Annotated in this window: 13 protein-coding genes; 4 read left to right on the forward strand and 9 right to left on the reverse strand. The window is 60.8% G+C overall.

What is annotated here, in order from left to right:
- Positions 1-84: 84 nt before the first annotated feature.
- On the forward strand, positions 85-1,416 hold the full coding sequence (locus LOY67_RS21955; RefSeq protein ID WP_265064407.1) for a DUF58 domain-containing protein: 1,332 nt from the start codon (positions 85-87) through the stop codon (positions 1,414-1,416).
- A 1-nt stretch (position 1,417) separates the two neighbouring features.
- On the opposite strand, the gene LOY67_RS21960 is transcribed toward LOY67_RS21955, so the two are convergent.
- From LOY67_RS21960 to LOY67_RS21975, 4 genes are all read right to left on the reverse strand, one after another.
- On the reverse strand, positions 1,418-5,470 hold the full coding sequence (locus tag LOY67_RS21960; protein ID WP_265064408.1) for a hypothetical protein: 4,053 nt from the start codon (positions 5,468-5,470) through the stop codon (positions 1,418-1,420).
- Positions 5,467-9,579 carry a neuraminidase-like domain-containing protein gene (locus LOY67_RS21965; RefSeq protein ID WP_265064409.1) on the reverse strand — a complete coding sequence of 1,371 codons (4,113 nt, stop codon included), beginning with the start codon at positions 9,577-9,579 and terminating at the stop codon, positions 5,467-5,469. Before LOY67_RS21965 ends, LOY67_RS21960 begins: the two co-directional genes overlap by 4 nt.
- Positions 9,580-9,648: 69 nt before the next feature.
- Positions 9,649-13,224, reverse strand: coding sequence for a Tc toxin subunit A (locus tag LOY67_RS21970; protein ID WP_265064410.1), 3,576 nt, complete (start codon positions 13,222-13,224; stop codon positions 9,649-9,651).
- 112 nt (positions 13,225-13,336) lie between these two features.
- Entirely contained in the window at positions 13,337-14,770 is a 1,434-nt protein-coding gene (locus LOY67_RS21975) for a hypothetical protein (RefSeq protein WP_265064411.1), read from the reverse strand.
- A 442-nt stretch (positions 14,771-15,212) separates the two neighbouring features.
- Between LOY67_RS21975 and LOY67_RS21980 the strand changes: the two genes are divergently transcribed.
- Positions 15,213-15,581 (forward strand): DUF6124 family protein, encoded by a 369-nt coding sequence (locus LOY67_RS21980; protein WP_265064412.1) that lies wholly within the window; start codon positions 15,213-15,215, stop codon positions 15,579-15,581.
- Between the two features lie 224 nt (positions 15,582-15,805).
- On the opposite strand, the gene LOY67_RS21985 is transcribed toward LOY67_RS21980, so the two are convergent.
- The 3 genes from LOY67_RS21985 to LOY67_RS21995 all read right to left on the reverse strand — a co-directional run bounded on the left by LOY67_RS21985 (position 15,806) and on the right by LOY67_RS21995 (position 21,760).
- Positions 15,806-17,893 carry a hypothetical protein gene (locus LOY67_RS21985; RefSeq protein ID WP_265064413.1) on the reverse strand — a complete coding sequence of 696 codons (2,088 nt, stop codon included), beginning with the start codon at positions 17,891-17,893 and terminating at the stop codon, positions 15,806-15,808.
- A 200-nt stretch (positions 17,894-18,093) separates the two neighbouring features.
- Positions 18,094-18,549, reverse strand: coding sequence for a hypothetical protein (locus LOY67_RS21990; RefSeq protein WP_265064414.1), 456 nt, complete (start codon positions 18,547-18,549; stop codon positions 18,094-18,096).
- Positions 18,539-21,760, reverse strand: a complete 3,222-nt coding sequence (locus tag LOY67_RS21995) for a hypothetical protein (RefSeq protein ID WP_265064415.1) — start codon at positions 21,758-21,760, stop codon at positions 18,539-18,541. Before LOY67_RS21995 ends, LOY67_RS21990 begins: the two co-directional genes overlap by 11 nt.
- Positions 21,761-22,202: 442 nt before the next feature.
- On the opposite strand from LOY67_RS21995, the gene LOY67_RS22000 reads away from it, so the two are divergent.
- Positions 22,203-22,571: a DUF6124 family protein gene (locus LOY67_RS22000; protein WP_265064416.1), complete on the forward strand. Its 369-nt coding sequence runs from the start codon at positions 22,203-22,205 to the stop codon at positions 22,569-22,571.
- A 181-nt stretch (positions 22,572-22,752) separates the two neighbouring features.
- Here the strand turns inward: LOY67_RS22000 and LOY67_RS22005 are convergent, their stop codons facing one another.
- A complete protein-coding gene (locus tag LOY67_RS22005) occupies positions 22,753-23,112 on the reverse strand; it encodes a PilZ domain-containing protein (protein WP_265064417.1) in 360 nt (119 codons plus the stop codon).
- A 273-nt stretch (positions 23,113-23,385) separates the two neighbouring features.
- Entirely contained in the window at positions 23,386-23,760 is a 375-nt protein-coding gene (locus LOY67_RS22010) for a tetratricopeptide repeat protein (RefSeq protein WP_265064418.1), read from the reverse strand.
- Between the two features lie 414 nt (positions 23,761-24,174).
- On the opposite strand from LOY67_RS22010, the gene pyk reads away from it, so the two are divergent.
- A complete protein-coding gene (pyk, locus tag LOY67_RS22015; RefSeq protein ID WP_265064419.1) occupies positions 24,175-25,626 on the forward strand; it encodes a pyruvate kinase in 1,452 nt (483 codons plus the stop codon).
- Positions 25,627-25,795: the final 169 nt, after the last annotated feature.

Raw genomic sequence — 25,795 nt, forward strand, 5'->3', positions numbered from 1 at the left:
TGCTTCGCAGCCAGCGGAGATAAATCCCCTCGCCACAAAAAGCATCCTCGCCACAATGGACTTCCTCCTCAAAGGAATACACCCATGAAGCCCTCGCGCCTGCTGCTGATCTGGCTGGCGGTTCTGCTGGTCCTGGGTATTGTGTTGGGCACGTTGCAAGCACTGGGCATCGGGGTGCCGTCGTACCTCGTGTCGATCAACTGGGGCTTGCAACTGGCCCTGCTGACCCTGGCGATCCTCGACGGCGTGCGCCTCAAGCGCTTGCCGTCGCCGCACGTGCAGCGGCAAATGCCCGGGAGCCTGGCACTGGGTCGCTGGAGCGACGTTCACCTGGTGATCACTCACGACGTTCACCAGCCGCTGAACGTCGAGGTCTTCGATCATGTACCCAACGGCCTGGATTTCGAATACCTGCCACTGACGGTCGAGCTGCAACCCGGCCAACACAGTCAGGTCGGCTACCGCTTGCGTCCGCTCAAGCGCGGGCATTTCATCTTCGAACACTGCGAAATCAATCTACCCAGCCCCCTTGGCCTGTGGACCGACAAACGCCTGCTGGATGCGGTCGATGAAATCCGCGTCTATCCCGATTTCGCCAGGCTCTACGACGGTCAACTGCTGGTGGTGGACAACTGGCTCAACCAGCTCGGCGTGCGCCAGCGCCAACGGCGCGGCCAGGGGATGGAGTTTCATCAACTGCGCGAATTCCGCGAGGGCGACAGCCTGCGCCAGATCGACTGGAAAGCCACCGCTCGCCACCGCGTTCCCATCGCCCGGGAGTACGAGGACGAGCGCGACCAGCAAATCATCTTCATGCTCGATTGCGGCCGGCGCATGCGCAGCCAGGACGACGAGCTGGCGCATTTCGACCATGCCCTCAATGCCTGCCTGCTGCTCAGCTACACCGCACTGCGCCAGGGTGACGCCGTGGGCCTGAGCACCTTCGCCAGCGACCCGCCCCGCTACCTCGCCCCGGCCAAAGGCCAGGGTCAGCTCAACGCGTTGCTCAACACCGTCTACGACCTCGACAGCAGCCAGCGCCCCGCCGACTACCAGGCCGCCGTCAACGACCTGCTGACCCGCCAGAAACGCCGGGCCCTGGTGGTGCTGGTGACCAACCTGCGGGATGAGGACGACGCAGACCTGCTGACGGCGGTCAAACGGCTGGGCCAGCAGCACCGGGTGCTGGTGGCGAGCCTGCGCGAAGAAGCGCTCGACCGGCTACGCCAGACACCGGTGCAGACCTTGCCGGAGGCGTTGGCCTATTGCGGGACGGTGGAGTATTTGAATGCGCGGGCCGAACTACATGAACGGATGAGTGCCCATGGCATTTCTGTACTGCAAGCCCGGCCCGGGGAACTGGGGGCCGAGCTGGTGACGCTGTATCTGGGGTGGAAGAAGGCCGGGAATCTATAAATTAATGCTCCACCTTGAAAGGCAGCCACCGTGGTGGCAAATGATCGCTGCGAAACTCCAACTCAAACTCACCGTAGGCCCCTGTCTTGGGAATAATGGACCAGGTCAGGGGGGCTACCGTCACGGGCCGTAGCATCCGCAGTTCGGGATCAAACTGTAACCCTAGAGCCTCCGATGGAAATCCATACAAAGAAACTCTCGTCTCGTTGATCAAGTTGCTGTCTTTCCTGACACTCAACTTCAGAATGCTGGTACTTGTATCCCTGATGACCATTTTCCAATTGGCCAGGTCGTCCATGTTGATCGGACGTCCGTCCAGTTGAAGCGTAAATTCCTGCACCCAGCTATCTTCGGTGCCCGATACCCCAGATGCCAACTTGGCCGACTCCCACCCCTGCACCCCTCTCACGGATGCACTCAATACATAGCGCCCCACCCTCGGCGGCAACTCAAAGGTAATCCGCGCCTTGCCATTCGCATCGGTAACGATCGGCTCCAGCACAACGCCCTTATAGAACCAGTGCACCCGCACCCCTTGAACCGGTTCACCACTGGCCGCACTGACTACCGTGGCCTCGGCGCTGACTTCTTTCCCTGGAGGCCCTTCGAGGTCGGCGCTGGTCAGGCTTTGAATCACGCAAGCCTCATGCACGAGATACTCAAACGATACAACCTCGGTCCCTCCGACCGCCCTGGCCGTCACGCTGCCCGGCCCGTCTACCGTCGCCACGAAACTGAAGCGGGCAACGCCATAGAAATTGGTGAGCGTGACCGTGTCTTCCATGGCCACGTCCGTACCGCGCCAGGACACCGGTACATTTCGCGCCGGTTGACCGGACAGCGCGTTGGTCAGGGTGATTTCAAAGGACAAGGTTTCGCCCCAGTCGACCACCCTCGGATCCTGATGCGTGGCCGCCATGACATCCACCGGAATATGGCTGCCCAGGGAAAATGCATTCAGCGGCGAGCGCGCCAGCAGCCGTGAGGCCGACAGTTGCAAATAGAACGCCGCGTCGGTCCGGTCCTCGGCCTTGAGACTCACCGGCAGATCCTTGTCGGTCAACAAGCGGGGGATCCCCAACCCTACCGGCTCGAAAGACATGCCCGTATCCAGCTCCTGGGCGCCGCTGAGCCCCAACGTCAGGGACTGATTGAGTAACGGGCTGCCCTCTGCGGCCGAAAGCGTCAAGTCGAGCCTGTCTTTGCGTCGAGGAAAGAAGGTCTGCTCGCCCCAACGCTGCGCGGCCCCCGGACCGCCCTGTACGTTCAGGTCGAGCCAGGGGTCTTCTGCATGGGTGTGCACGGTGAACGTATGCTCGACTTCGCTCCCGTCATAGGGATTGCTGACCAATACCGGGACTTCACTGGTGCCTGCTGCCGTCGGCCGGTAATCGCGTTGGGCAATACCATCGGCGCCACTCTCGGAGGTTTCACCATCAGGCCACTCCACCGACACGTCGTTGGCCGGCCTGCCCGTGAAGGCCGACACATACCGCAGGGCCAGTCGTGCGCTCTCGTTCTTGCTCAGGACCGGGTCGGTCGCGACCTCGTACGGCGTGCCGATCACCACTTTGTTGTGGGCCAGGTTCAGCCCGAAGGGCGGCGGCTGCGTGAAGGCGCCAACGCCCAGGACTTCAGCGGCCCAGCTACGGGTGGCGACTTCGGTGGTATCGCTGAAATCACACCGGTAGCGAATCCCCCCCGCCGTCATCGGCGCCGGCTCCGTCAAGGGCGGGGTGATGCTCCACCCGGATGGCAGGCCCGGCGACACGCTGGTTTCAAACAACAGCCCATGCAACCCGCTCAGGTCATCCACCGGTTGGAGGGTCAGGTCGTGGGTGGCGCCGATGCAGGGGTACAGATCGATGGCGGCGACCCAGGTTCTGGGTGCCTGGTCGAACACCAGCGTCATCGTCGGGGCCAGGTCCTGGGGCAACAACCGAAACGCCAGGTCAAGCAGTTCCAGGTCGGCCGATATTACCTGCAAGTCAAACACACCGCTGGCATCGGCCTCCAGCGCTTGCACGGTCCAAGTCACTCCGGCAGCGGTAACCGGGGTCGGGGTTTCCATGCCGGTGATGACAATTGCACGGGCGTTCGCCGGATCGCGCCACCTCAGGGAAACCTCCTTGCCGAGCAACGGGCTGCCAGTCGTCACCGTGAGATGCAATTGATAGCCCTGCCCCATGCGACACACCACACCCGCCCCCACCCGATCGACCGCAACGTCACCCAGCTTGAAACTCGCCGTTTTCCAGGCGCTGGTCGCCAGTGTCTGGATAGTGAAGCTATGCTCCGGCACCTGCCCGACTTCACGGGGGTTGACCCGTGCCTTGAGGGTGTATTGCCCGTGCACCGAAGGTCGGTCAATCACGCTGGCCCAGCCGTCCACACCGGACCAGGTCCGCTGGAGTCCCAGGGCGCTGTCCCATTCCACCGGCACTCCGCTGATGGGATCGTCCCCCAGGCTCACCACCTGCACCATGCACCAGACATAATCGTCCTCATCGACCACCGGGACCCGGTTGGCTTCACGCACCAGGCCAATCTTGAGATTGTGGCGCGCCAGGGACATGGCGTTGTTGACGGTAGGTTTCAGCAAACCGGTGGCGCCCAATCGCAAGTCGAAATCGCCGTCGATGCGATCATCGCAGTCCAGCGTCCATCTCAGCAGTGCATTGTTGCCCGAGACCGGCTGCAACAGCGCCGGATCAACCCTCACCCCCAACTCCTCAGGGAGTTTCCCACCCCATTCCAACCATACAGATCGATCGCGCAACGGGCTGTCGGCAGCAAGCAACACGTCCAAGTGATACGAGTCACCGCGATCGGGGTAGCCGGTTTTTTCACCCCAGAGCGCGGCCTCCATGTTCGGAAACTTCACTTGCACATCATTCATCGGATCCGTGGCGTGGGCCGTCACACTGAAGGTGTGCAGCGCGTTGCCCCCAGCGTGGAAAGGGCTCTCGACGCGGGCCTTGACCGAGAGCGTGCCGGCGGTCTCGGGGGCAAAGTCGAACCAGGCATAGCCGCCGCCGTCGGTTTCATCGCGAAACAGTACGGTATCCCCCAGCACCCAGGACACTTCCCGTTGGGGCATGGGCAGGTCGAGGTAATACGACTTCACCTGAACCCCCAGCCTGACACACTGATTGTGCTCGATCACCGGTTGGTAAGCCGGTTCCAGATAGCTCTCGACGACCAGTCGATGGTGCCCCAAGGACACCGCAATCGGGTACGTCTCGGCGTGGTACTTGCTGTAGATGGACAGGTTGAACAACTGGGTGTCGTCACCGGGCAATACCGGGCAGTCCACTTGCCAGGTGTCTTCGAGCAGTTGGTTTTCCCCCCACTCGGGCGTAATCACTACCGCCTCCTGGGGATTGTCCTGGCTCCACAGCAACGCCTCGGTCCCCACCCAGGGGCTGTCCGGCGCGGGTTGGAAGGACAACTGGTGGCTCTTCGCGCCGCTCGCCCCATGGCACAGGTAAAGCAAGGGCTCCCCGGTCGGGGTATAGACCTGGCCGTCGTTGACGATTCGGGCCAGGACCAGCGGGGCCAGCTCAAGGTGGAAATCGATCCGGGCAACAATCACGTCCAGGCGTGTGTTGGATTGAGACGGGCTGAGGATGACAAACTCGAACAGATCATCGCGCTCGACATCGAATTCGATCAGCGCCGTCATCGGCGTCAGGCTCAGTGCCTGGGTTTCAGGATCGGGTATCCGGTTATCCGAGGGCGACAGCGTGATCTCCAGACTGTCCTCGGTGCCGCGCCGACGCAGGATGAAAACCCCGTCCGCTGTAGAACGGTTGTCGTACAGGAAGCTCAAACGGTAGCGCGCCCCTGCCGATTGCGGCGCCGGCGCAGGTACGATCTGGCGAATCCCCCCACCGCTGTAAAGAGACATATAGTAGATGGGTTGCCCTTCCCATTCGCCTGATTTCCTATCGAAATTGTCTTCAACGCCGGCATCTTCCCAATGATCGTAGCGCTGGTCGAAATGTCCGTTGGGGAGCACGTTGGTCCTGGTGTCGACCGGTTCTCTGTTCATTTTTGCAACCCCTCGTGCGCTGCGCTTTCGGCGGCCCTGACTTTTTCCTGGACCTTGCGGGAAAACGCCGGCCCTCCCACCTTGGCGGTGTAGCGGACCTTCACGATGATGTCATTCAAGGCCGCCAGTTGACCCTTCTGGCGGTCCCACTCCTGGAACCAGGGGAAAGACAGCGTCCAGCGGGACACGGCGCCGGTGTTCTCGAAGGTATTGCGCAAGCCCTCTTCGGGCTTCAACGCCGCCACGCCAAAGTCGTCCAGGCCGATGGAAAGGGCCATTTGCTCACCGCTGCCGATGTTGAGCAGCACATCGGCCGGCGCTGGGAAGCTTTCGTCATACAGATAGTCCAGCGATTCGCGAGACGCCTTGATGGCGGTGCTGCTGCCAATCTGCGTCAGCGTTGCGCAGACGTTTTCGTAAGGGCCGAGCAACGTCGGCAAAGTCACGTCGACGGCGCTGATCTGACGGCAGTAGTGGTCGTGGTAATCCCGGTCGAACAGCAGTTGAGAAAGTTTGAAGTTCAGTGTGCCGTTGGCGATCAACCCTGCCCGCGCATCGTTCCAGTTGTCGTAATCCACCTGCCGGTCGGTGTCGTCATCGAACAACAGACGCAGGGATACGGTCTTGACCATTTCCAGACGCCGCTCATAACGCAGCAGATAATCGGCCTCCATGCGCAACAGATCGAGGCGCAACGAGTCGCCGGCGGTCAGGCCGTAATAATTGTCCAGCCACGCATCGGTGCGGATGTGACTCAGGCCGAACTCGGCGGTTTCCAACTGCAGTGCGCTCTGGGCACTGAGGCAAAGGCTGACAACCTGGTCGTAGGCCTGGTAGTGCAGGGTCTTGCATTGCCCCAGGTACCAGCGATACAGCTCGACGCGGGTGGCCCGGGTGAGCAGGAAATCATAAAGCGCCTGGGCGTGGGCATTCATCCTGAGGATCTGCTCCAGGCTGGCCTCGGCGGCAGACACCGCATGCTTCTGGGCCTCGATCTGCGCATCGAGCACCGCCAGCTCCGCCGTGGCCTGGTCTCGCGCCAGCCCCCAGTCTTCGCGTCGCCGCCGATAACTTTCGGAGGTGGCGTCCTTCTCGGCATCGCTGCGCACGATCTCCGCCGCGACCTGGAACCCATAACTGAGCGCCCTTGGCGCACTGCCCAACTGATGCCCGCCGTTGGCCAGGCCGAACACATTGGGAAAGGCATCGATGACAGCACCGGCAACCTGCATCGAGGTGCTCAGCGACGTCAACAACTTAGCGGTGTCGAGGGCGCCCATGACCTTGTATTCATTGTTGGAAATATTTTCGCTGTACAGCTTCGTGTAATGGGCTTGCCGCTGCTCGGTCAGGGTGCGACTGCTGTTCATTGCCGCCAGCGCGCCCCGCAGTTGTTCGAGATTTTCTTCCTGCACGGCCCTGGCGAAGGTACTCAGCTCGGTCAGGTGGCGCTGTTGCAACAGTTCCTGCTCGCCTCGGTCCTGTTGCTCCAGCAAGCGCATCACCTGGTTGCCGCAGTCCTGCAGGTACTGGGTCGCCCGGATCGCCGTATCGAACAGCGTGCGCCAGCGAAACGCCGCAACCCGCAAAGGCCCGCCCATGGGGCGGACAGGCCCGGCACCACCGGCCGCCAGGTTGTTGAGCAGGTCGGAAGGGTTGATCGTGCTGAACAACTCGATGGACAGCGGTTTGCCGTCAATGGTCAGGTTGTTGCGCAGGTTGTACATGCGCTGGGCCGGTAACTCATACAGCAACAACACCCGCTGACTCACCGGCAGGCGGAAACGCTCCGCGCCGATGACGCCAGGGTCTTCAAAGAAACGGGTCTTGACCGGCAGCGACCCCGAATCCAGCAGCAGCCCTTGCTCGAATGCCTTGAGCGCGGCACTGTCGTCCAGTTCATCCACCAGTTCCGCCAACGTGGCAGGCGTCCACTGGCTGAGGGTGTGCACATCCGGCGTGGCGCCCATCAGGTTCTTGGCGCGCAGGTATTGCATCTTCGCCGCAGCCAGGCTGTCCCGGGTCAGTTGCCGGTACAACCAGTCGCCCCAAGCCACGAGGTTGGCAACGTAGTCGAGGAAAATCAGCATCTGGTAGTGCCGGGGCGTCGAGTAGGCAATCGCATCCGGGTCGGTCGGGTTGTCGGCCTCACACCCCACGTCGCCCTCGGCACTGGCCACGTTCAGCGGTCGGCACCGCCAATAGCGTGGCTTCGGGTCCGCCCGCTCGGCATTCGCGTCGGCGATCGCCTGGGGATCGAAGATGAAATGCAACCATTGCTGGGCTTCGACGAAGCGGTCTTCATCCTTGAGCCGGGTCGCCACCAGGTGGGGCAGATGAAAAAACAGTTCCCAGAAGAACAGCCCGTTGGCGCCGTCGAACGGGCCGTTGGGCTCGCTCGCATTCTCGGGCAGCGGGGGTTCGTCGGGAAACTGGGTGTCCCAATCGAGTACCGCATCGATCGAGACATTGGCACGTGTCACCAGTTCAGCACCGATCAGGGTGTTCAGACGTGCGTATTTGAGTGTCAGACCCGAGTCATTGAGATGCAGGAACTGGGCCCCGCGTGGATTGGTCTTGTGCACGGAGGGAAGGCTGGGGGCGGCGGGAACGCCCTTCAGCGTCAGAGTGAAGGTCTTCTTGCCAAAATCACCCGGGCCTTCCATGACGAACGTCGCCGTCAAGTTGGCGAAGTTGTCGCGCTCGACCTGCTGCCAGGCAAATGACCAGCCGCCGTTGTCGGAGTGTGGCTCCTCAACGCCTGGAATGTCATCACCTGCGGGGTACCGCAGCGATAGCGTGAAGGTCTTTTGCTCTCCTGCCTTGCCGGGCGTCAGCAGGGCACAATGCGCTTGATAATGCAGGTACTGCTTGCTTCCGTCAGTTGTCACGACCGCTTTGAGGGTGAAGTGCTCTACCAGAGGATTCGCGCCGCTCGACACCTCCTCTGTCATTTGGGAAAAGTCTATGGTGGCCACCCGCTGCTGAAGGGTCGAGGGGCTCGCGAAGCGAACCATGGCCAGGTGGTCCATGATCGGCTTTTCGTCGGCCACCTTGCGAAACAGTGCGTCCCGTGTTTCGTAAATCTCCACCGGCCGGGGATGCAGCGCTGTAAAACCTGCCGGCGCATTGGTCAAATGCACCGCCAACCGACCCTTGGGGTACAACGGGTCGACGTCGTCGCGCAGCATCACCGCCACCAGCCGACATCCCGGGCTGACGTCCTCGTTAAACGCCGACAGGCTCAGCCGTACCGGTGGCGACCACTTCCCGTCCAAGGTGATAAACGCCACCTTCAGCTCAAGCTCATAGGGCTTTTGCACGCCGCCATCGCCATCGATCAACGCCTCGCGCCATTCGGCCCAGACCAGGCACAGGCGCCCACCCCAAAAGACCAGGCGGCTGTCGAGCACCTGCGCATCGGCAGGGATATCGACAGGCTGCCACTCGCTCCACGCCGCCGGATTGATCGTTCGGGTGTCGGTGTCCAGCTGCACATCGGCCTTGCGCCAGAAGTAACGATAGGGCGCGATCCGCTCCCGGCCCACCAGGTAGTAGTCGGCGCGGCGGGCATCGGGGCCGTCGACATAGCCATTGAGCACGTCCAGGTTGCACACCTCTTCAAAGGCGCGCAGGTACTGCTGGACGCCCGACTGCACCGAATCGGTGGTCAGGCGGGTCTGGTTGAGGTTGTTTTCCAGGGCCCTGAACAGGCTGGTCTTGCGGATGCGCGCATAAGGTGTGATGTAGTCTTCGGGCATGCATTTGAGCAACTGACTGGCGGCCCATAACGGGTACTGGCTGGCAATGTCCCAGTCCTTCAGGTCCTTGCGGTCGAACTCCCGCTGGGTGTAGCCCGGCTCGAGCTTCTGGTAGACCGCATGGATGTATTGCTGGAAACAACTGACCGCCTCGGCGACCCAGGTAGTCTTGACCTGATGGTTATCCAGGGGATCGGTGCGCAGCCACTCCAGCAGATCGTCTGCGGTCTTGATCGGTGGGTAGCCCTTATTGGCGTCGTGGTCTTCGATCTCCTTGATCCCCAAGGCACATTCGATCAACGCGTCGCGGCGCAGGGCGGTTGCCCGGGTGATGTCTTGCGTAGCCATTGCCCTCTCCTGTGGGTTGGGTGTCGTCGCCGTCCGGACAAGCTCCGTGGCGCTGGATGGAGCATCGTTTCAAGGGACGAAATGGATGGTCCGAAAGCTCATGCTGGTGCCGCCCCCCATGACTTCCGGTGTGATGCCGTCCTCTATCACGCTCATGCTGGTGAACGTCACCTCAGTCATCCCCTCGGCATTGGTCGTGCCTGCAACGGGGAGAAGCGGCGCGAGACGCCAAGTCACCGTCTCATGGGCAGCCGGATTGCCATGCATGTCGTGCATGAGCGCCCGCAACGTGACGTCGACGCCGACTTTTTCCTCCTGGATAACGAAATCGCTCTGCGGACGAGCCAGCACGAAACTGGACGGATCATTGCCCAAGGTAATCGTCACCGCCGGCTGCGGCTCACGCGCATCGAGCCGGTAACTGATCACGTCACGCCCCATGGTGGTCCCGGCACGCACGGTGACGGTGGCCTGCCCGTCCTCATTGGTCGTAGACACCGATGGCTCAACAGGGCACAGCGTCGATCCCCAATAAATATTGACGTTCTTCTGGGCTTCCCGTGCCAGGGTCACGGTGACAGTCAGTTGCGTCGTGCCATTGCTGTTGGCAATCAGCTCGGTAGCACCCGCGGTGACCTGGACTTCGACCCGATCACCCGCGGCGTGCAGGCCATAAAGGGGTGACGTCCGGTCGGGGTCCGCCAACCGGGCCGAGACCTGATTGGCCAGGTCCTGGTAGTCGCTGAAGGGCGCGTCGGGCAGCAACGTGCCCATTTTCAATGTGGTCGACGCATCCAAGGTGCTCTGGAGCGAGAACTCACGCAGGCGCGTGAACAGGTCCAGGTGTTGCAGGTTGCGGATGTAACCCTGCCCGACATTGACACGCTTGGCGCAGGCACGCACCTCCTCGGCACTCCAGTCAAAGAGTTCGGCAAGCAGCTCGGCAGTGTGAGCCTGCACCAGGCTCAATCCGTCGCCGGATAGGCTGGGTAGCGCGTTGACCAGCCGCAGGTAATCGAGCAGTTGTGCTTCGGGTTCCTGGCTGAGCGCGACGGCGCGGTTGTAGACCGTCAGGTAATACAAGGCACTTGGGGTGAAGGGACTGGTGGCGGGGGTGTTTTCGACGCCGTCGCCGATGGCAAGGTAAAGCGTCAGAAATTCCGCGCTCAGTTTCAGCGCTTTCACGACCTCGCTACGGCCGGAAAAACCGTCCAGCATGCCGAGGAAGGGATCGCCAGGCTCATCATCTTGTTCACGGGTGCTTGGCGGGGCTTGCAGCGTTGATCGGCCCGACACATAAGCCAGCACCTCTTGCACCGTACTGCCCGCCCAAGTCAGTACTGGCAGCGCCAGGGGCGCGGTCAGCTCGCCATACACGGTCAGGCTCTCCTGAACCACGCCACGCTGGCCGGCACGGCTGCTCAACAGCACGGCGACGATCTGCTCGACGGTCTGTGGATCGTTTTTTCCGACCACTTGCCGCACAACGCGCTCGACCACCGCCCGGGCATATTCCTCGTAGGGCGGGTCGGCAGACTCGCTGCGATGCAGCACCAGCCCTTGCTCGTCGACCAGCTCCAGCAGTTGCTGAGTCCATTGCCGGTCGTTGGACAACGGCGGGACGCCGGCCATCCGCAGCGCGGCCTCGGTAAACAGCGCCGGCCCAAGCTGCGAACGGATCTGATCGAACAACCGGCTCTGTGCCTCTGACGGCTCGGTGGGAGCGGACACGGGCTTGACCTGCTCCAGAGTCCAGGCCACGTCCAGGTTATTGTCGATACACCAGCGCACCCAGCCCTCCAGACACTGGATCTGGGTCAAGGCGTCCGGTGCCGCCGAATCGGCGTCGGTGTTGACCGCGGGCGGCCCCAGCAACGCAACGAGCCCGGCTTCGCCGCTCAGCCGGTTGAGGATTTCCACCGCCACATTCGGCGCGATACCCAGCAGCTGCGGCAGCCTGGCCATGCGGTAGAAACTGGACAGTACCGGCCGGCTCCGTTTGAGCGTCGTTAGTCCTTGGGCGCTGGCGATCAATGGGGCCAGGTTGAAATAGGTCGCCAGGTCGATGTTCAAGCCACCGCAAATCTGCGCGATGGTCAACGCGTCGGCTTCGGTCTCCGGTACCAGCGCGAATGTGCCGTCGTCCATCAGCAATGGAGGGGTGGACAGCACGTCCCGGTTGTACACCCGGTCGAATTGCGAGAGCTCGGTGCCACGTCCAAAAATCGAAATTTCGCCCACGAACGCCGCGAACTCCTCCGCCGAGCAGCGGTAATCCTCCCGCAGCATCTGGAACAGTCCCAGTGCCCGAATGGTACTGCCCGTCATCCAGTAATCGAGCGGTTCCGTCGCTGATGGGCCGCCCGCCCGTGCATCGGGACTCAGCTCGGCAGCGATGATCGCCGTCAGCAGCGCATCGGTTTCATGGCTGGGCAACTGCAACGCGTTGTCCAGGCGGATCTTGCGGTTGAGACGATCAATCCTGTCATCGAAGGCCCCTTCTTCAATGAGCTCGATGATTTTATTGGTGCTGGCATCACCGCCATAGGTGATACCCATCGAGTTTCCCGGTCCGTTGTTGACGAACACCGAACCCGCATGCCCGGGCGTGATCAGCTCATCGACGGTCTGCACATGGTCGGACAGCGTGGGGGCAAACGACTCCACCGAGAGCAAGGCTTCCAGCCCGCGCTGAGTCAGCTTGGTCCGCTGGTTGAAAAACACTGTCTGGTTCAGGTTTTGCGCTTCAATGCCCTTCGCCCCGAAGTTCTTCTTGAACCACTGATCGTTATCCTCCCCGGGGAAAGGCGACGCCTCCAGCATGATCTGTCGCAAAGCCGGGCTGAGCCGGGCCGCTTGGGTCAGGGCATGGCCACTGGTGTCTTCCCAGGGCAGCGCTTTCAGGAAATAGGGAAACGCCGGATCACACAACTGCACCACACGGCCGACGGACATGTTCAGGTCCCGGGTCAACTCATCCAGGGTGACCCACGGGTGGTGATAAGGCAGGCCGTTGGGGTAGCGGCGCCCGCTCAGCATCACGTCCAGGTCGTGGATACCGCCAAGGGAGTCCTTGATGGACGTTTCCAGCACAGCGCTGACCACCTCGACCGACGACACCACGCGATGGGTCGTCACCGGGTCGATGCGTAACGGTCCCAGGTCCCTGCGGCGGAGGGTGAGCGGGTAGGCCTTATCGGTTTCGGAGGGGCGCAGGCGCCGTTCGGACCAGTGCTTGAGCCACACCGCATAGGCCACGGGTGAGTGGATGGCTTCGATCGCGTCCGCCGGGCACTTGTTGCTGAAATTGGGCTTGAACAACTCCCCATAAGTGGGGCCCTCGACCAGGGCCAGCAAGCCTTGGCGCACGGGCATGGGCAGCGGTTCATGCCGGGTCAGTTGGTCTTCGATGAAACCTCGCAACACCCACGTCGCCAGGCCGTTGAGACGCAATGCGAGCGCCTGGGCATCCTCGGGTTCCAGCCCGTACTCGCTCACCAGCCCGGCCACCCCTTTGCGGGCCAGTGCGCACACCGAGCCACCCTCTTCAAAATACTGTCCAAGGTCGGACAGTGAATCGGATTGCCGCCCCGCCAGGAGCTGTTCGCAAAAATGACGAGCGATTACGGCGGGAGAATTTTTCATCGTGGTGCTCCGTTTCAGATATTGGAGACGATGGAGCTACTCTTGCCGGGCCAGCTCAAAGCGCGGACTGCTCCCCCACCCTGCCGCGCCTTCACCCAGTACCGTCCTGGCACTACTCCGCGGTGGGCGGTGGGGGCCGGATGATGAGGGTTTGCGGTTCGGTGACCTGGGACGAGATGCCATTGAACAGTTGCCGGGCTTCGACGGAATAGGTCCCCGGATTCCAGGCTTCAGTTGCGGCGGTTGACCAACGGTCGTTGCGGACATCGACAATCGGCGCGGCAGGCGTCGACTCGCCCACACGCCGCACCTCGATCTGCGCAGCAGGTTGGTCCGGCCAGCTGTGACCGAAACCGGAGAACGCCGGTTTGCGATCTGCGCCTACCGTTACCGAAAGGGAAGGAACCGGGACGGGCACGGTGACCGTGAAATTGTCACTGGTATTGGAGTAGATCCAGCCACCCATCCCATCGGGAACACCTTGTCGGGCATTCATCTGGCGCGCGGCTGAAGGCGGTTGGTCGAGCCAATCAACGCTCCACGAGCCGTCATTATTTACGGCGGTATCGACCTGGAGGGTGCCGCCGCTGAGAATGTCCACCCTGGCGCCGCCATAACCCACGCCCGAGAACTTCACAGTGCCGGGGCTGGGGTAGGTCACTTGGATATTCGTCAGTTTCGGCGGTTTGATTTTGAATGCCCGGCCGACATTGCGTTGCGACGTTACGCCTCGATAGGTCTGATCTGCCACCAACAAAGTCGGACCCGGCCTCGGCATTTGTACATTGACGCTCCAGGCTCCCCCGGTCCCTACGGTGTCATTACCCACGTGGACATCACCCAGGTCAATCCATGCGTCGACGCTGGCGCCTGGTGTGCCGTTGGTTCCAGAGAGGGTGAAACTCATTTCCTGATCGGTGGCTGGCCCGGTGATGATCAATGCGCCTATCAGCTCGAAAGATACATAATCTGTGTAACTGAGAAGCGGACTGCTCTGGACTTTATATTCCGCCCGCACGGTATAAGCCCTGCTGGTCAGTGGCACAGTTGGCCGGACTTGCCATGTTGTCCCAGGGCCTACGGCTGTCACCGAAGCCAGTTCAGTCGTACCTTCGAGTACCCTGATGTGCATGCCCGGGTCGGTCGGTCTTTCGCCCGGATAGCATTCCCCTCCGAAAACAGCCTGGGCTACGTAGCCCGACGTGGGCTGCGTGAGCGTGGTCGGACGCCTTACGATCTTTCTCGGCCTCGTGAACCCATGTCCGCTTTGGCCGGCGCGGTACGTTAGATCCGCATCGCTTGGCATCACGGCGTCCACGGTCCAGTCACCATCATCATTGATGTCGTAACTCCACCCCAGTCCATCGGCGTTGGAATCATCATAAATAACGACTGTGCCGCCGGGTCTGGCGCCGCGTCCTGAAACATGAAATATGCGCTCAGGGACATAACCCGACGGCGACAGGATTTCAAATTCAGCCCTGACCTGCATCTCTTCGAGAGGCTCGTCTTTTTCGCTATCGTCGTCAGTGTCCATCATGGCCATGACTCATTTCCCATCGTTAACGCCAGGCGGCTTGTTGGGTACAGTGAATGACAAACCCGTCGTGTCAGGCACCTGTCATGTCTGACAGTGACGACGAGTGGTGGGACGTGGTGTAAGACGTAGATCGGTTGACTACAGCGCCTTGCGCAACGGACTACAGATCCGCCAGAATCCGCCGGCTTGTGCGCTTTGGCCTTGCCCCGTAACTTGATTCGTGTCGCTGATAATCAGCGGTCGGGTTTAGTCGCCCGGGAGGTATAACGAAGTACACAAGCATCATCCAGTCGGGCTCTCCTATTCCCGTGCTTAATGGTGGCTGTGCGCAGGGCGCCCTCGGGCGCGCCGGTTCTTTCGTTATCCTCCCGGTCGACTAACCTGCGTTCAGCCGCCACCCCTCGTTTAGTCGCGAGTCGGTGGCAGCCCATTTAATGGATAACGAATCATGATCAAACCAACACCCAATCCCCCGCACACCGATCCACAGTCCTCCCACGAAACCCTCGACCCCGAAAAGCTCGACCAGGCCGCCCAACGAGCCCTGGACTACTACCTCAAGCCCAACAACGGTCAACCCGAACAGAAAGCCGCCAAGCACCTGGACTACTTCATCGTCGCCCCCGACGCCGACCCCGAAGGCATGCTCGCGCACAGCTATGAAACCTTCTGCTCGGTGAGCACGTTGATCCTGGATTTATCCGAAGACCTGGAAGGCGCCCCGCGCAACCTGGCCCTGGCGATTCACCAGATGGGCGAGATGGGGGTGTTGTTGCTGGAGAAGCTGCTGGATAGCGAAGAGAAGATCCAGCGCTGAAAGAGGCCCGTGTAGGAGCTGTCGAGCGAAGCGAGGCTGCGATCTTTTGATCTTTCGCTTAATACTCAAGCGTCTGGGACAAGATCGCAGCCTCGCTTCGCTCGACAGCTCCTACAGCGATGAGTGCCTTCAGGTATCAGAGGCAATCTGGGCTCAAGCCGAACCCGACAACGAGTGAAAGCTGAATACCGCAAGGCGCTGACCCGTTGTCCGTACCCCAGCGACTATTCCTGTGCCACTTCAAAGCGCGGGCTATCGCCCCAATCCGAATCGTCTTGCCGGGCCTTCACCCAATGGGCACCGAGCCGCAACGAGGCGTCGGGCGAAGCCGTCCAGGTCCCGTCAGTTACCGGGCGATCCTGGGCGACGAGCTGCCGGGCATCGAACCAGTACGACACCTCGACGCGCTTGCCGCTCTCGCCCGTGCCTGCGAAAAGCGGCTGGCCTGCGAACCAGTGCCCCGCCTCAGGCGTCGTGAACGTCGGCGCCCCGGACAACAACAGCACGTTATGCACCGCGCTCCACCCGGAGCTGTACCCGTCGCATTCCTGCTGCACGATCAATGAATGGGAACCGGCCAGCCGTTCGATATTCAGAGGAATCGACCAGGTCCGGTTCGCCTGCACCTGCGCCCTGCCCAACACCGTGTCGGGCGCATCGCTCCAGGCGACTTTCACCCAATCGCCGGTGTAGCCATGCCCGGAAATCGTTACCGTCGTGCCGAGGTGTTGTTGCAACGCTGGCGACTCGATGAGCGGGATGGCCGGGACGGCGGTGAAGGCATGGTCGGGACTGAAATCGGAGGGCCTGTCTTGAAAAATCTGTTTGGCACGCAGCGTATAGGTGCCCACCGGCAAGTGGGCGTCATAGAACCAGTAGCCGTCGACACCTCTGGCCGGCACCCTTGCCAGGGGCTCGCTCCAACCGTCGAGCCACAACTCGACGGTCGCCGTATCGAACTCCCAGTGTTTGCGGGCATAGCCGTCGATGACCGAAGTCCGGGCAATCGCGTCGCCCGGCTGGGGATGATCGATGGTGGGGGGAAACAGGATCACCTTGAAGCTGACGGGCTCGCTGGCCTCGGACGGAAACTCGCCGTACTGCTGGACCGCGTAAACCTTGTGATCGTCAAACGCAAGGTCCTCGGTAATCGGCACCGACCATTCGTTGCCGGTGACCTCGGCTTCGCCGAGCAGTGTTTCTGACACGAAATCAAACACACGCATAAAAGCACCGGCGATGCCCCCGGTGCCCTGGATGACCGGTTTGTGATCCACCTCTTCATCATTCACCGGTGAAGTAATGACTGGCTGCAACCCGACGATCTCGAACGACTGCGACACTTCATCGGAGGTCTGGCCGCCGAAGGACTGCGTCACCCTGACGGTATAAGGACCGGGCACGAAAGGCTCGGTCCGGGTGAAACTCCAGGTGGCACCGCTCACTAACGCGGCATAGGGCGAGTTCGGGTCATCGTCGAACTGAAGCTGCACCTGCGCGCCACTCATACAGGTGCCGGAGAAGCGCGGCGTGAGACCGTCCTGGCGCCACTCCACGGTGGGCAGTGGGGGCCGGATGACGAGGGTTTGCGGGTCGGTGACCGCGGATGGGATGTCCTTGAACAACTGTCGGGCATCGACAGAATAAGTCCCCGGATTCCAAGCCTCAGCCACGGTGGTTGACCAACGGTTGTTGCTGACATTGACAATCGGCGCGGCTGGCGTTGATTCGCCCACACGCCGCACTTCGACCTGCGCAGCGGGTTGCCCCGTCCAGCTGTGACCGACGCCGGAAAACACCGGTTTGCGGTCTGCGCCTACCGTCACCGAAAGAGAGGGGACCGGGACGGGTATGGTGACCGTGAAATCGCTACTGCGATCAGAGTAGATCCAGCCGCCTACTCCATCGGGAACACCTTGCTGGGCATTCATCTGGCGCGCGGTTGAAGGCGGCTGATCGAGCCAGTCGACAGCCCACGCGCCATTACTATCGACAACGGTTTCGACCTGGAGGGTGTCGCCGCTGAAAATCTCCAGCTTGGCATCAGGGTAACCCGGGCCCCAAAACCTCACGATGCCGGGGCTGGGATAGGCCACCTGGGTACTCACCAATCTGGGAGGTTTGATCTTGATCGCTTGGGCGGCGCTAAGTGGCGACGTCACACCCCGATAGGTCTGCTCGGCCACCAGCGAAGTCGGACCCGCTTCCAGCATCTCTACACTGGCATTCCAGACACCGTTCGCCGCCACCTCCCCTCCGCCGACACGGGCACCGCTAAAGTCGATTTTCACGTCGACGGTAGCGCCCGACATGCCGTTGGTTCCGCTTAAATTGAAACGCATCTCCCGAGCAGATGAGGGAGGGGTAATGAGCAGCTGGCCTACGACGCTGAACGATATCTCAGGCGTAACACTCGTTCCGGCAAGGCTCCCAACTTTATACTGGGCTCTCACCGTGTGAACGCCGCTGGACAGTGGTTCATTTGGCCTGACGTCCCAGGTTCTTTCTGGTATTACGTCACCCAGATAAGCCAGCACAAGACTCCCTTCATATACCCAGACTCTGGTGTCTGGAAATCGCGTCCCCCGAAAACAACGTCATTGGCGTGCACGATGGTGTTCGATGCGGGCCTTGTCAGTGTCGTCAGGAACCGGTGGAGCTTCCTGTTGTTATCTGGATTACGGTTGTCGGGTTGGACGGCGTATATCTCCAAGCTATCGACCCCGCTCGGCATGGTGGCCCTCACCGTCCAGGTACCATCGTCATTGACGGGGCCGGAACCCAGCTCATAGGGCTGGAAAGCTCGCATGATCCTGACGGGATAGCGCCCAGGTATGCCATTGATCCCCGACACGTCGAACGTCGCAGGCACATAGCCATGCGGGGGCAGTATGATTTCAATCAGGTTGTTATTAATGCCCTTTGAGGTTTCGTCTGGCTGATCTTTTTCGACTTCATCAGAGTCCATGGCGCACCTCCCCAGTCATTGGCGTGCCTTGTGCTCGATCGCTGGCAACTGACTCAGTCGGTGCCACTTCAAAGCGCGGGCTATCGCCCCAATCCGAATCGTCTTGCCGCGCCCTCACCCAATGGGCACCGAGTCGCAACGACGCGTCCGGCGAAGCCGTCCAGGTTCCGTCAGCTATCGGGCGGTCCTGGGCGACGAGCTGTCGGGCATCGAACCAGTACGACACCTCGACATGCTTGCCGCTCTCGCCCGTGCCTGCGAAAAAAGGCTGGCCTGCGAACCAGTGTCCGGCCTCGGGTGCCGTGAACGTCGGCGCCCCGGACAGCAACAGCACCGCATGCGCCGCACTCCACCCGGAGCTGTACCCGTCGCATTCCTGCTGCACCATCAATGAATGAGGACCAGCCGGGCGCTCGATAGTCAGGGGGATCGACCAGGTCCGGTTCGCCTGCACCTGCGCCCTGCCCAACACGGTGTCGGGTGCGTCGCTCCAGGCCACTTCGACCCAGTCACCGGTGTAGCCATGTCCGGCGATCGTCACCGTTGCACCGAGGTGTTGTTGCAACGCCGGCGACTCGATGAGCGGGATGGCCGGGACGGCGGTGAAGGCATGGTCGGGACTGAAATCGGAGGGCCTGTCTTGAAAAATCTGTTTGGCACGCAGCGTATAGGTGCCCACCGGCAAGTGGGCGTCATAGAACCAGTAGCCGTCGACACCTCTGGCCGGCACCCTTGCCAGGGGCTCGCTCCAACCGTCGAGCCACAATTCGACGGTCGCCGTATCGAATTCCCAGTGTTTGCGGGCATAGCCGTCGATGACCGAAGCCCGGGCAATGGCATCGCCCGGCTGGGGATGGTCGATGGTGGGGGGAAACAGGATCACTTCGAAGCGGACCGGCTCGCTTTTCTCGGAGGGAAAGTCGCCGTATTGCTGGACGGCGTAAACATTCTGTCGGCCAAAGGGAAGATCCTCGGTAATGGTTACCGACCATTCATTGCCTGTGACCGAGTCTTCGCCGAGAGGCGTTTCCGACACGAAATCAAACACACGCATCAAAGCACCGGGAATGCCACCCGTGCCCTGGATGACCGGGTTGTGGCCCACCTCTTCATCATTCACCGGTGAGGTAATGACTGGCTGCAACACGACGATATCGAACCGCTGCAACACCTCATTGGAGGTCTGGCCGCCGAAGGACTGCGTCACCTTGGCGGTATAAGTGCCGGGCATGAAAGGCTCGGTCCGGGTGAAACTCCAGGTGGCACCGCTCACTAACGCGGCATAGGGCGAGTTCGGGTCCCCCTCGAACTGAAGCTGCACCTGCGCACCACTCAGGCAGGTACCGGAGAAGCGTGGGGTCAGGCCGTCCTGGCGCAACTCCACGGTAGGCAGTGGGGCCGGAATGACGAATTGCTTTGAAGTTGGCTCGGAAGAGAGGTTACTGAACAACTGTCGGGCTTCGACGGTATGCGTCCCTGGATTCCAGACTTCGGCCGCAGTGGTTTGCCAACGGTCGTTGCGGACATCGACAACCGGCGCGACAGGCGTCGACTCGCCCACACGCCGCACCTCGATCTGCGCAGCAGGTTGGCCCGTCCAGCTATGACCGATGCCAGAGAACTCCGGCTTGCGGTCTACGCCAACCTGAACCTCCAGGGTCGGCATCGGCACAGGTATCGTGACCGTGAGCCTGTCGCTCCAATCCGAATGAATCCAGGCGGAACCGTCGGGGAGTTTTTGCCGGATATCCATCGAGTAGCTTGCCGGCGGCTGATCGGGCCACTCCACCGCCCACTGGCCGCCACTGACGCCAGTGCTGACCTGAGGGTCGTTAACGCCGGTTTTATGAACATCCACCGTGGCGTCGGCGTGACCCGCGCCAGAGAATTTCACCGTACCGGGCCTGGGGTAGGTGATTTGGATATTGAGCAGTTTCGGGGGTTTTATCTTGAACGCTCTAGGCGAACTACGACCCGAGTCTTTCCCGTTCAATGTTTGCAAGGCAGCCAGCGAGATAGGCCCCGCCGGCACGGTCACGTCTGCATTCCAACTACCATTGTCCTGCGTGACCACCGTGTGACCCACACTGGTGTCCGTCGGGTCGCGATAGACGGTCACCGTTGCACCTTTGAGTGCGTTGTTACCGCTGAGGTTAAAGGTTTGTGCCTGAATGCTATTGGCGGCAGGTCCGGTGATTGCCGGGGCGAGTAATACTCTATAGCTAACCGGATCCGAAACGACGCGGGGGAAGCCGGTTAAATCATAAATAGCCACAACCGAAACAGTGTCGCCGAAGAGATCAGCATTCAGAGACGACTGCCACGAATCGTCCGTCCCTACGGTGGCTTCGGGGGCCAACTGAAAACTGTGATTGTCAGCCTTTACCACTCTTACTTTGCTTCCGGGCGCGCCAACTCCCCTGAAGATGTCTCCTTTGGCCAAAACAGCGTTGGCGCCTGGGGCCGTAATGTAAACCAGAAATACATGTGAACTAGGCGATTCAGGTGACCGTCTGTTCTCAACCATCTGATACGCGACGAAGGTCATGTGGCGCCCATCTGCGGAAAGAGGGACGTCAACCTTCCATATTTCGCCACCGTCCCAAGTGGCTTGGTAATGGGTAGAGCTGATGCTGGTACGAACAAACACCGTGCCGGCACCGACTACGAGTCTCTTTCCGGTAATACGTACGGTTCTGGAGTTCACATTTCTGATCGGATCAATAGTGGGAGTGACAGCAGCAACAAAGGTCACGCGTCTTTGAGCCGTAAGATTCGGTTTATTACCATTCCACCAAAAACTGAAATTTATTGCTGCATTACTAGCATTGGAGTTTATCGAATACGTACGATCGATTCTCCACTCTGTCCCATTCTGATACGCGTTATCAGTTACCAATTCCCATGGACCTTCGCCGCCAGAGTCGAGTTGCAGATGCAACCGACCTCGTCCAGAAGCAGCAGCTACTGTCTGATACTTTTCTGTTCTTACCGTAAACCTCCGACCGTCATCAGACCACTCGTGGCTCAGCCAGATCTGGGCCCAGAGATCACCACTTACAGCACGCAAAGGAGAAAAAGAAGTAGCCTGATCTGGAGGAGAATACACCGACACCCCACCCGCATCAGATGCCTCGTTGATAGCCCCGATGTTGATATCTTCCGATGTATCTGCTGACTTGTTCTTATCAAATTCGTCGTCAGTGGTCATATCTAGCTCTCAAAGGGGTGGTCGTGAGCAGGGCTTTGGGGAATCAGTAAATGCCATGACAGGCTGTTCAAACACCTGTTAGCTTTGACAGTTCCGACCAGCGGAGGCATCTGATGCAGGAAACGACCGACTGACTACAACGCCTTGCGCAACGGACTACAGATCCGCCAGAATCCGCCGGCTTGTGTGCCTTGGCCTTGCACCGTAACTTGATCCGTGTCGCTGATATCCAGCGGTCGGGTTTAGTCGCCCGGTGGCAAAAGTGGTGTGCACAGGTTTCATCCAGTCGGGCTCCCCTATCCCCGCACTTGATGGTGGCTGTTCGCAGGGCGCCCTCGGGCGCGCCGGGCTTCGCTTTTCCACCGGTCGACTAACCTGCGTCCAGCCGCCACCCCTCGTTTAGTCGCGAAGCGGGTAGCAGCCCCATCATGGAAAAGTGAATATGATCAAGCCAACACCCAATCCCCCGCACACCAATCCACAGTCCTCCCACGAAACCCTCGACCCCGAAAAGCTCGACCAGGCCGCCCAAAGAGCCCTGGACTACTACCTCAAGCCCAACAACGGCCAACCCGAGCAGAAAGCCGCCAAGCACCTGGACTACTTCATCGTCGCCCCCGACGCCGACCCCGAAGGCATGCTCGCGCACAGCTACGAAACCTTCTGCTCGGTGAGCACGCTGATCCTGGATTTATCGGAAGACCTGGAAGGCGCCCCGCGCAACCTGGCCCTGGCGATTCACCAGATGGGCGAGATGGGGGTGTTGTTGTTGGAGAAGCTGCTGGATAGCGAAGAGAAGATCCAGCGCTGAAAGAGGTTTCTGTAGGAGCTGTCTGTAGGAGCTGGTAGGAGCTGTCGAGCGAAGCGAGGCTGCGATCTTGTCCCAGACGCTTGAGTCCTGAGCGAAAGAGCGAAAGATCAAAAGATCGCAGCCTCGCTTCGCTCGACAGCTCCTACACAGCTCCTACAGGAAGGGGGCCTTCAGCCTGGGCTTAAGCCGAAGCCGACAACGAGTGGAAGCTGAAATAGTGCTGTAATGCGCTGACCAGTTGTCCGTACTCCGGCGGGGTCCCGTGCAGGCTGAAACCGGCGTCGAAATGCTGCGGCGTCACGTCTTCATGGCACCACAGGCATGTGGCCTTCAGCCTGATGTCCATCTGCTGGCCATCATCCACGGGGATTTTCAGGTGCAGGTCAAAGTCTGCGCCGATCATGAACGGCAACGTGCCGATCAGCATCAGACCATATTCGGAAACGTTGCCCAGGAAACCAATGGGCCTGTCATTGACGCCGTTGAACACTTTCAAGAAGCACGGCAGATCCTGCCGATCAATTCGACGCTTTTTGTACATGTCTTGTATCGCTTTTTCCCAGCCCCAAAAAAGGGACCTACCCAATGCTTCGGAACGAGCCCAAGCCAGCCCGCTCTCCCCGATCTCGGTGCCAGACGCTTTCAAGCATCTTGAGCCTGTTTCTGCCGGTCACAGGTGTTGCCTCGCTATTAGAGAAGCTGCTCTAGCCACGAGTTGTACAAATATAGCTCAAGCTTGGGTGGAAGCCAGTCCGCAGCGATGCCGCTCCTCGGCTGGGAACCATTCCCAGATGCGGTTTCGCTGCAGTGGCGATCAGAGTGCAGTCGGGCGGATCGCCGTGGCGCTACGAGTCGGGTAGTGCCCCAGGCTTTCGAGGGTTTCGAGCCGGGCACGGGCGCGGAAGGCGTATTCGCTGGTGGGGTATTGAGTGATGATGAACTGGTACGTCTGTGCCGCGTCGATGAACAGTTTCTGCCGCTCCAGGCACTGACCGCGCAGCATCGAGACTTCCGGCTGCATATAACGGCGGGCCCGGCTGGCGCGGTCGACCTGGGACAGTTCGAGCATCACCTGGTCGCAGTTGCCACGGTCGTAGGCCTTGTAGGCCAGGTTCATGTGGTGGTTCATCGACCACCGGGTGCAGCCCGTGATGCTCAGGGCCAGGGCAATAAAAAGCACGAATCGCATGGGAAGGTTCTCCTGTCTTGAGCGCTGTATCGGCCTGGCCGTAGAAATCTTCAGCTTATATATGGTGCCGAGCTTGCTCTTGTGGCGAGGGGATTTATCCCCGCTGGGCTGCGAAGCGGCCCCCCAAAAACCAACGCAACCTGCCAGATGCACCGAGTTGTATGGATTTAGGGCCGCTTCGCGCCCCAACGGGGATAAATCCCCTCGCCACAGATAAATCCCCATTGCCTCAGATAAATCCCCATTGCCTCAGATGAATTCTCATGGCCACAGGAATGGTGTAGGCCGAAGAGGCGTGAAAATCTTCGGGAATGTTCACTTCGAAAAAGAAACGAATAAGTAGTGCATATGAACAATGACTACACCCAAAGACCATAGTAGCCTTCGCTGGCGCTTGAACTTGAGGAGTCTTGCATGTCCGTCCGTCGCACCAAAATCGTCGCTACCCTTGGCCCGGCCAGTAATTCGCCGGAAGTTCTCGAACAGCTGATTCTGGCTGGCCTGGACGTTGCCCGCCTGAACTTTTCCCACGGCACCCCCGATGAGCACAAGGCTCGTGCCAAGCTGGTGCGCGACCTCGCCGCCAAGCACGGCCGCTTCGTTGCCCTGCTGGGTGACCTGCAAGGCCCCAAGATCCGGATCGCCAAATTCGCCAACAAGCGCATCGAGCTGAAGATCGGTGACACGTTCACCTTCTCCACCAGCCATCCGCTGACCGAAGGCAACCAGCAAGTGGTCGGCATCGACTACCCGGACCTGGTCAAGGACTGCGGCGTGGGCGACGAGCTGTTGCTCGACGACGGTCGCGTGGTGATGCGCGTCGACACCGCCACTGCCACCGAGCTGGTCTGCACCGTGACCATCGGCGGCCCGCTGTCGGACCATAAGGGCATCAACCGTCGCGGCGGTGGCCTGACGGCGCCGGCCCTGACTGAAAAAGACAAGGCCGACATCAAGCTGGCCGCGGAAATGGAAGTCGACTACCTGGCCGTGTCCTTCCCCCGTGATGCCGCCGACATGGAATACGCCCGTCAACTGCGCGACGAGGCCGGCGGTACTGCCTGGCTGGTGGCGAAGATCGAACGCGCCGAAGCCGTGGCCGACGACGAAACCCTCGACGGCCTGATCCAGGCGTCCGACGCCGTGATGGTGGCCCGTGGCGACCTCGGTGTGGAAATCGGTGACGCCGAGCTGGTGGGCATCCAGAAGAAGATCATCCTGCACGCACGTCGCCACAATAAAGCGGTGATCGTGGCGACCCAGATGATGGAGTCGATGATCCAGAACCCGATGCCGACCCGCGCCGAAGTGTCCGACGTAGCCAACGCCGTGCTCGACTACACCGACGCCGTGATGCTCTCGGCCGAAAGCGCCGCCGGCCAATACCCGCTCGAAGCGGTGCAGGCCATGGCACGCATCTGCATGGGCGCGGAGAAGCACCCTACCGGCAAGACCTCCAGCCATCGCATCGGCAAAACGTTCGAGCGCTGCGACGAGAGCATCGCCCTGGCGACGATGTACACCGCCAACCACTTCCCCGGTGTGAAGGCGATCATCGCCCTGACCGAAAGTGGCTACACGCCGCTGATCATGTCGCGCATCCGTTCCTCGGTGCCGATCTACGCGTTCTCCCCGCATCGCGAAACCCAGGCCCGCGCCGCCATGTTCCGTGGCGTCTACACCGTGCCGTTCGACCCGGCCGCCCTGCAACCGGGCGAAGTCAGCCAGGCGGCGGTGGACGAGCTGGTCAAGCGCGGCGTGGTGCAGACCGGTGACTGGGTGATCCTGACCAAGGGCGACAGCTACCACACCATCGGCGGCACCAACGGGATGAAGATCCTGCACGTCGGCGACCCAATGGTCTGAGTGCCCCGCTGACAGACAAAAGCCCTGCCATGTGAATGGCGGGGCTTTTTGGTTTCTGCTTCCTGAGAAATGGCGCCTGGGCGGACGCCATCGCGAGCAGGCTCGCTCCCACAGGGAATTTACGGTGACCGAAAAATCGAAGACTGCCCTGGTCCAATGATTGGGTGGA

The organism is Pseudomonas sp. B21-056 (genome assembly GCF_026016325.1).
GTDB lineage: Bacteria > Pseudomonadota > Gammaproteobacteria > Pseudomonadales > Pseudomonadaceae > Aquipseudomonas.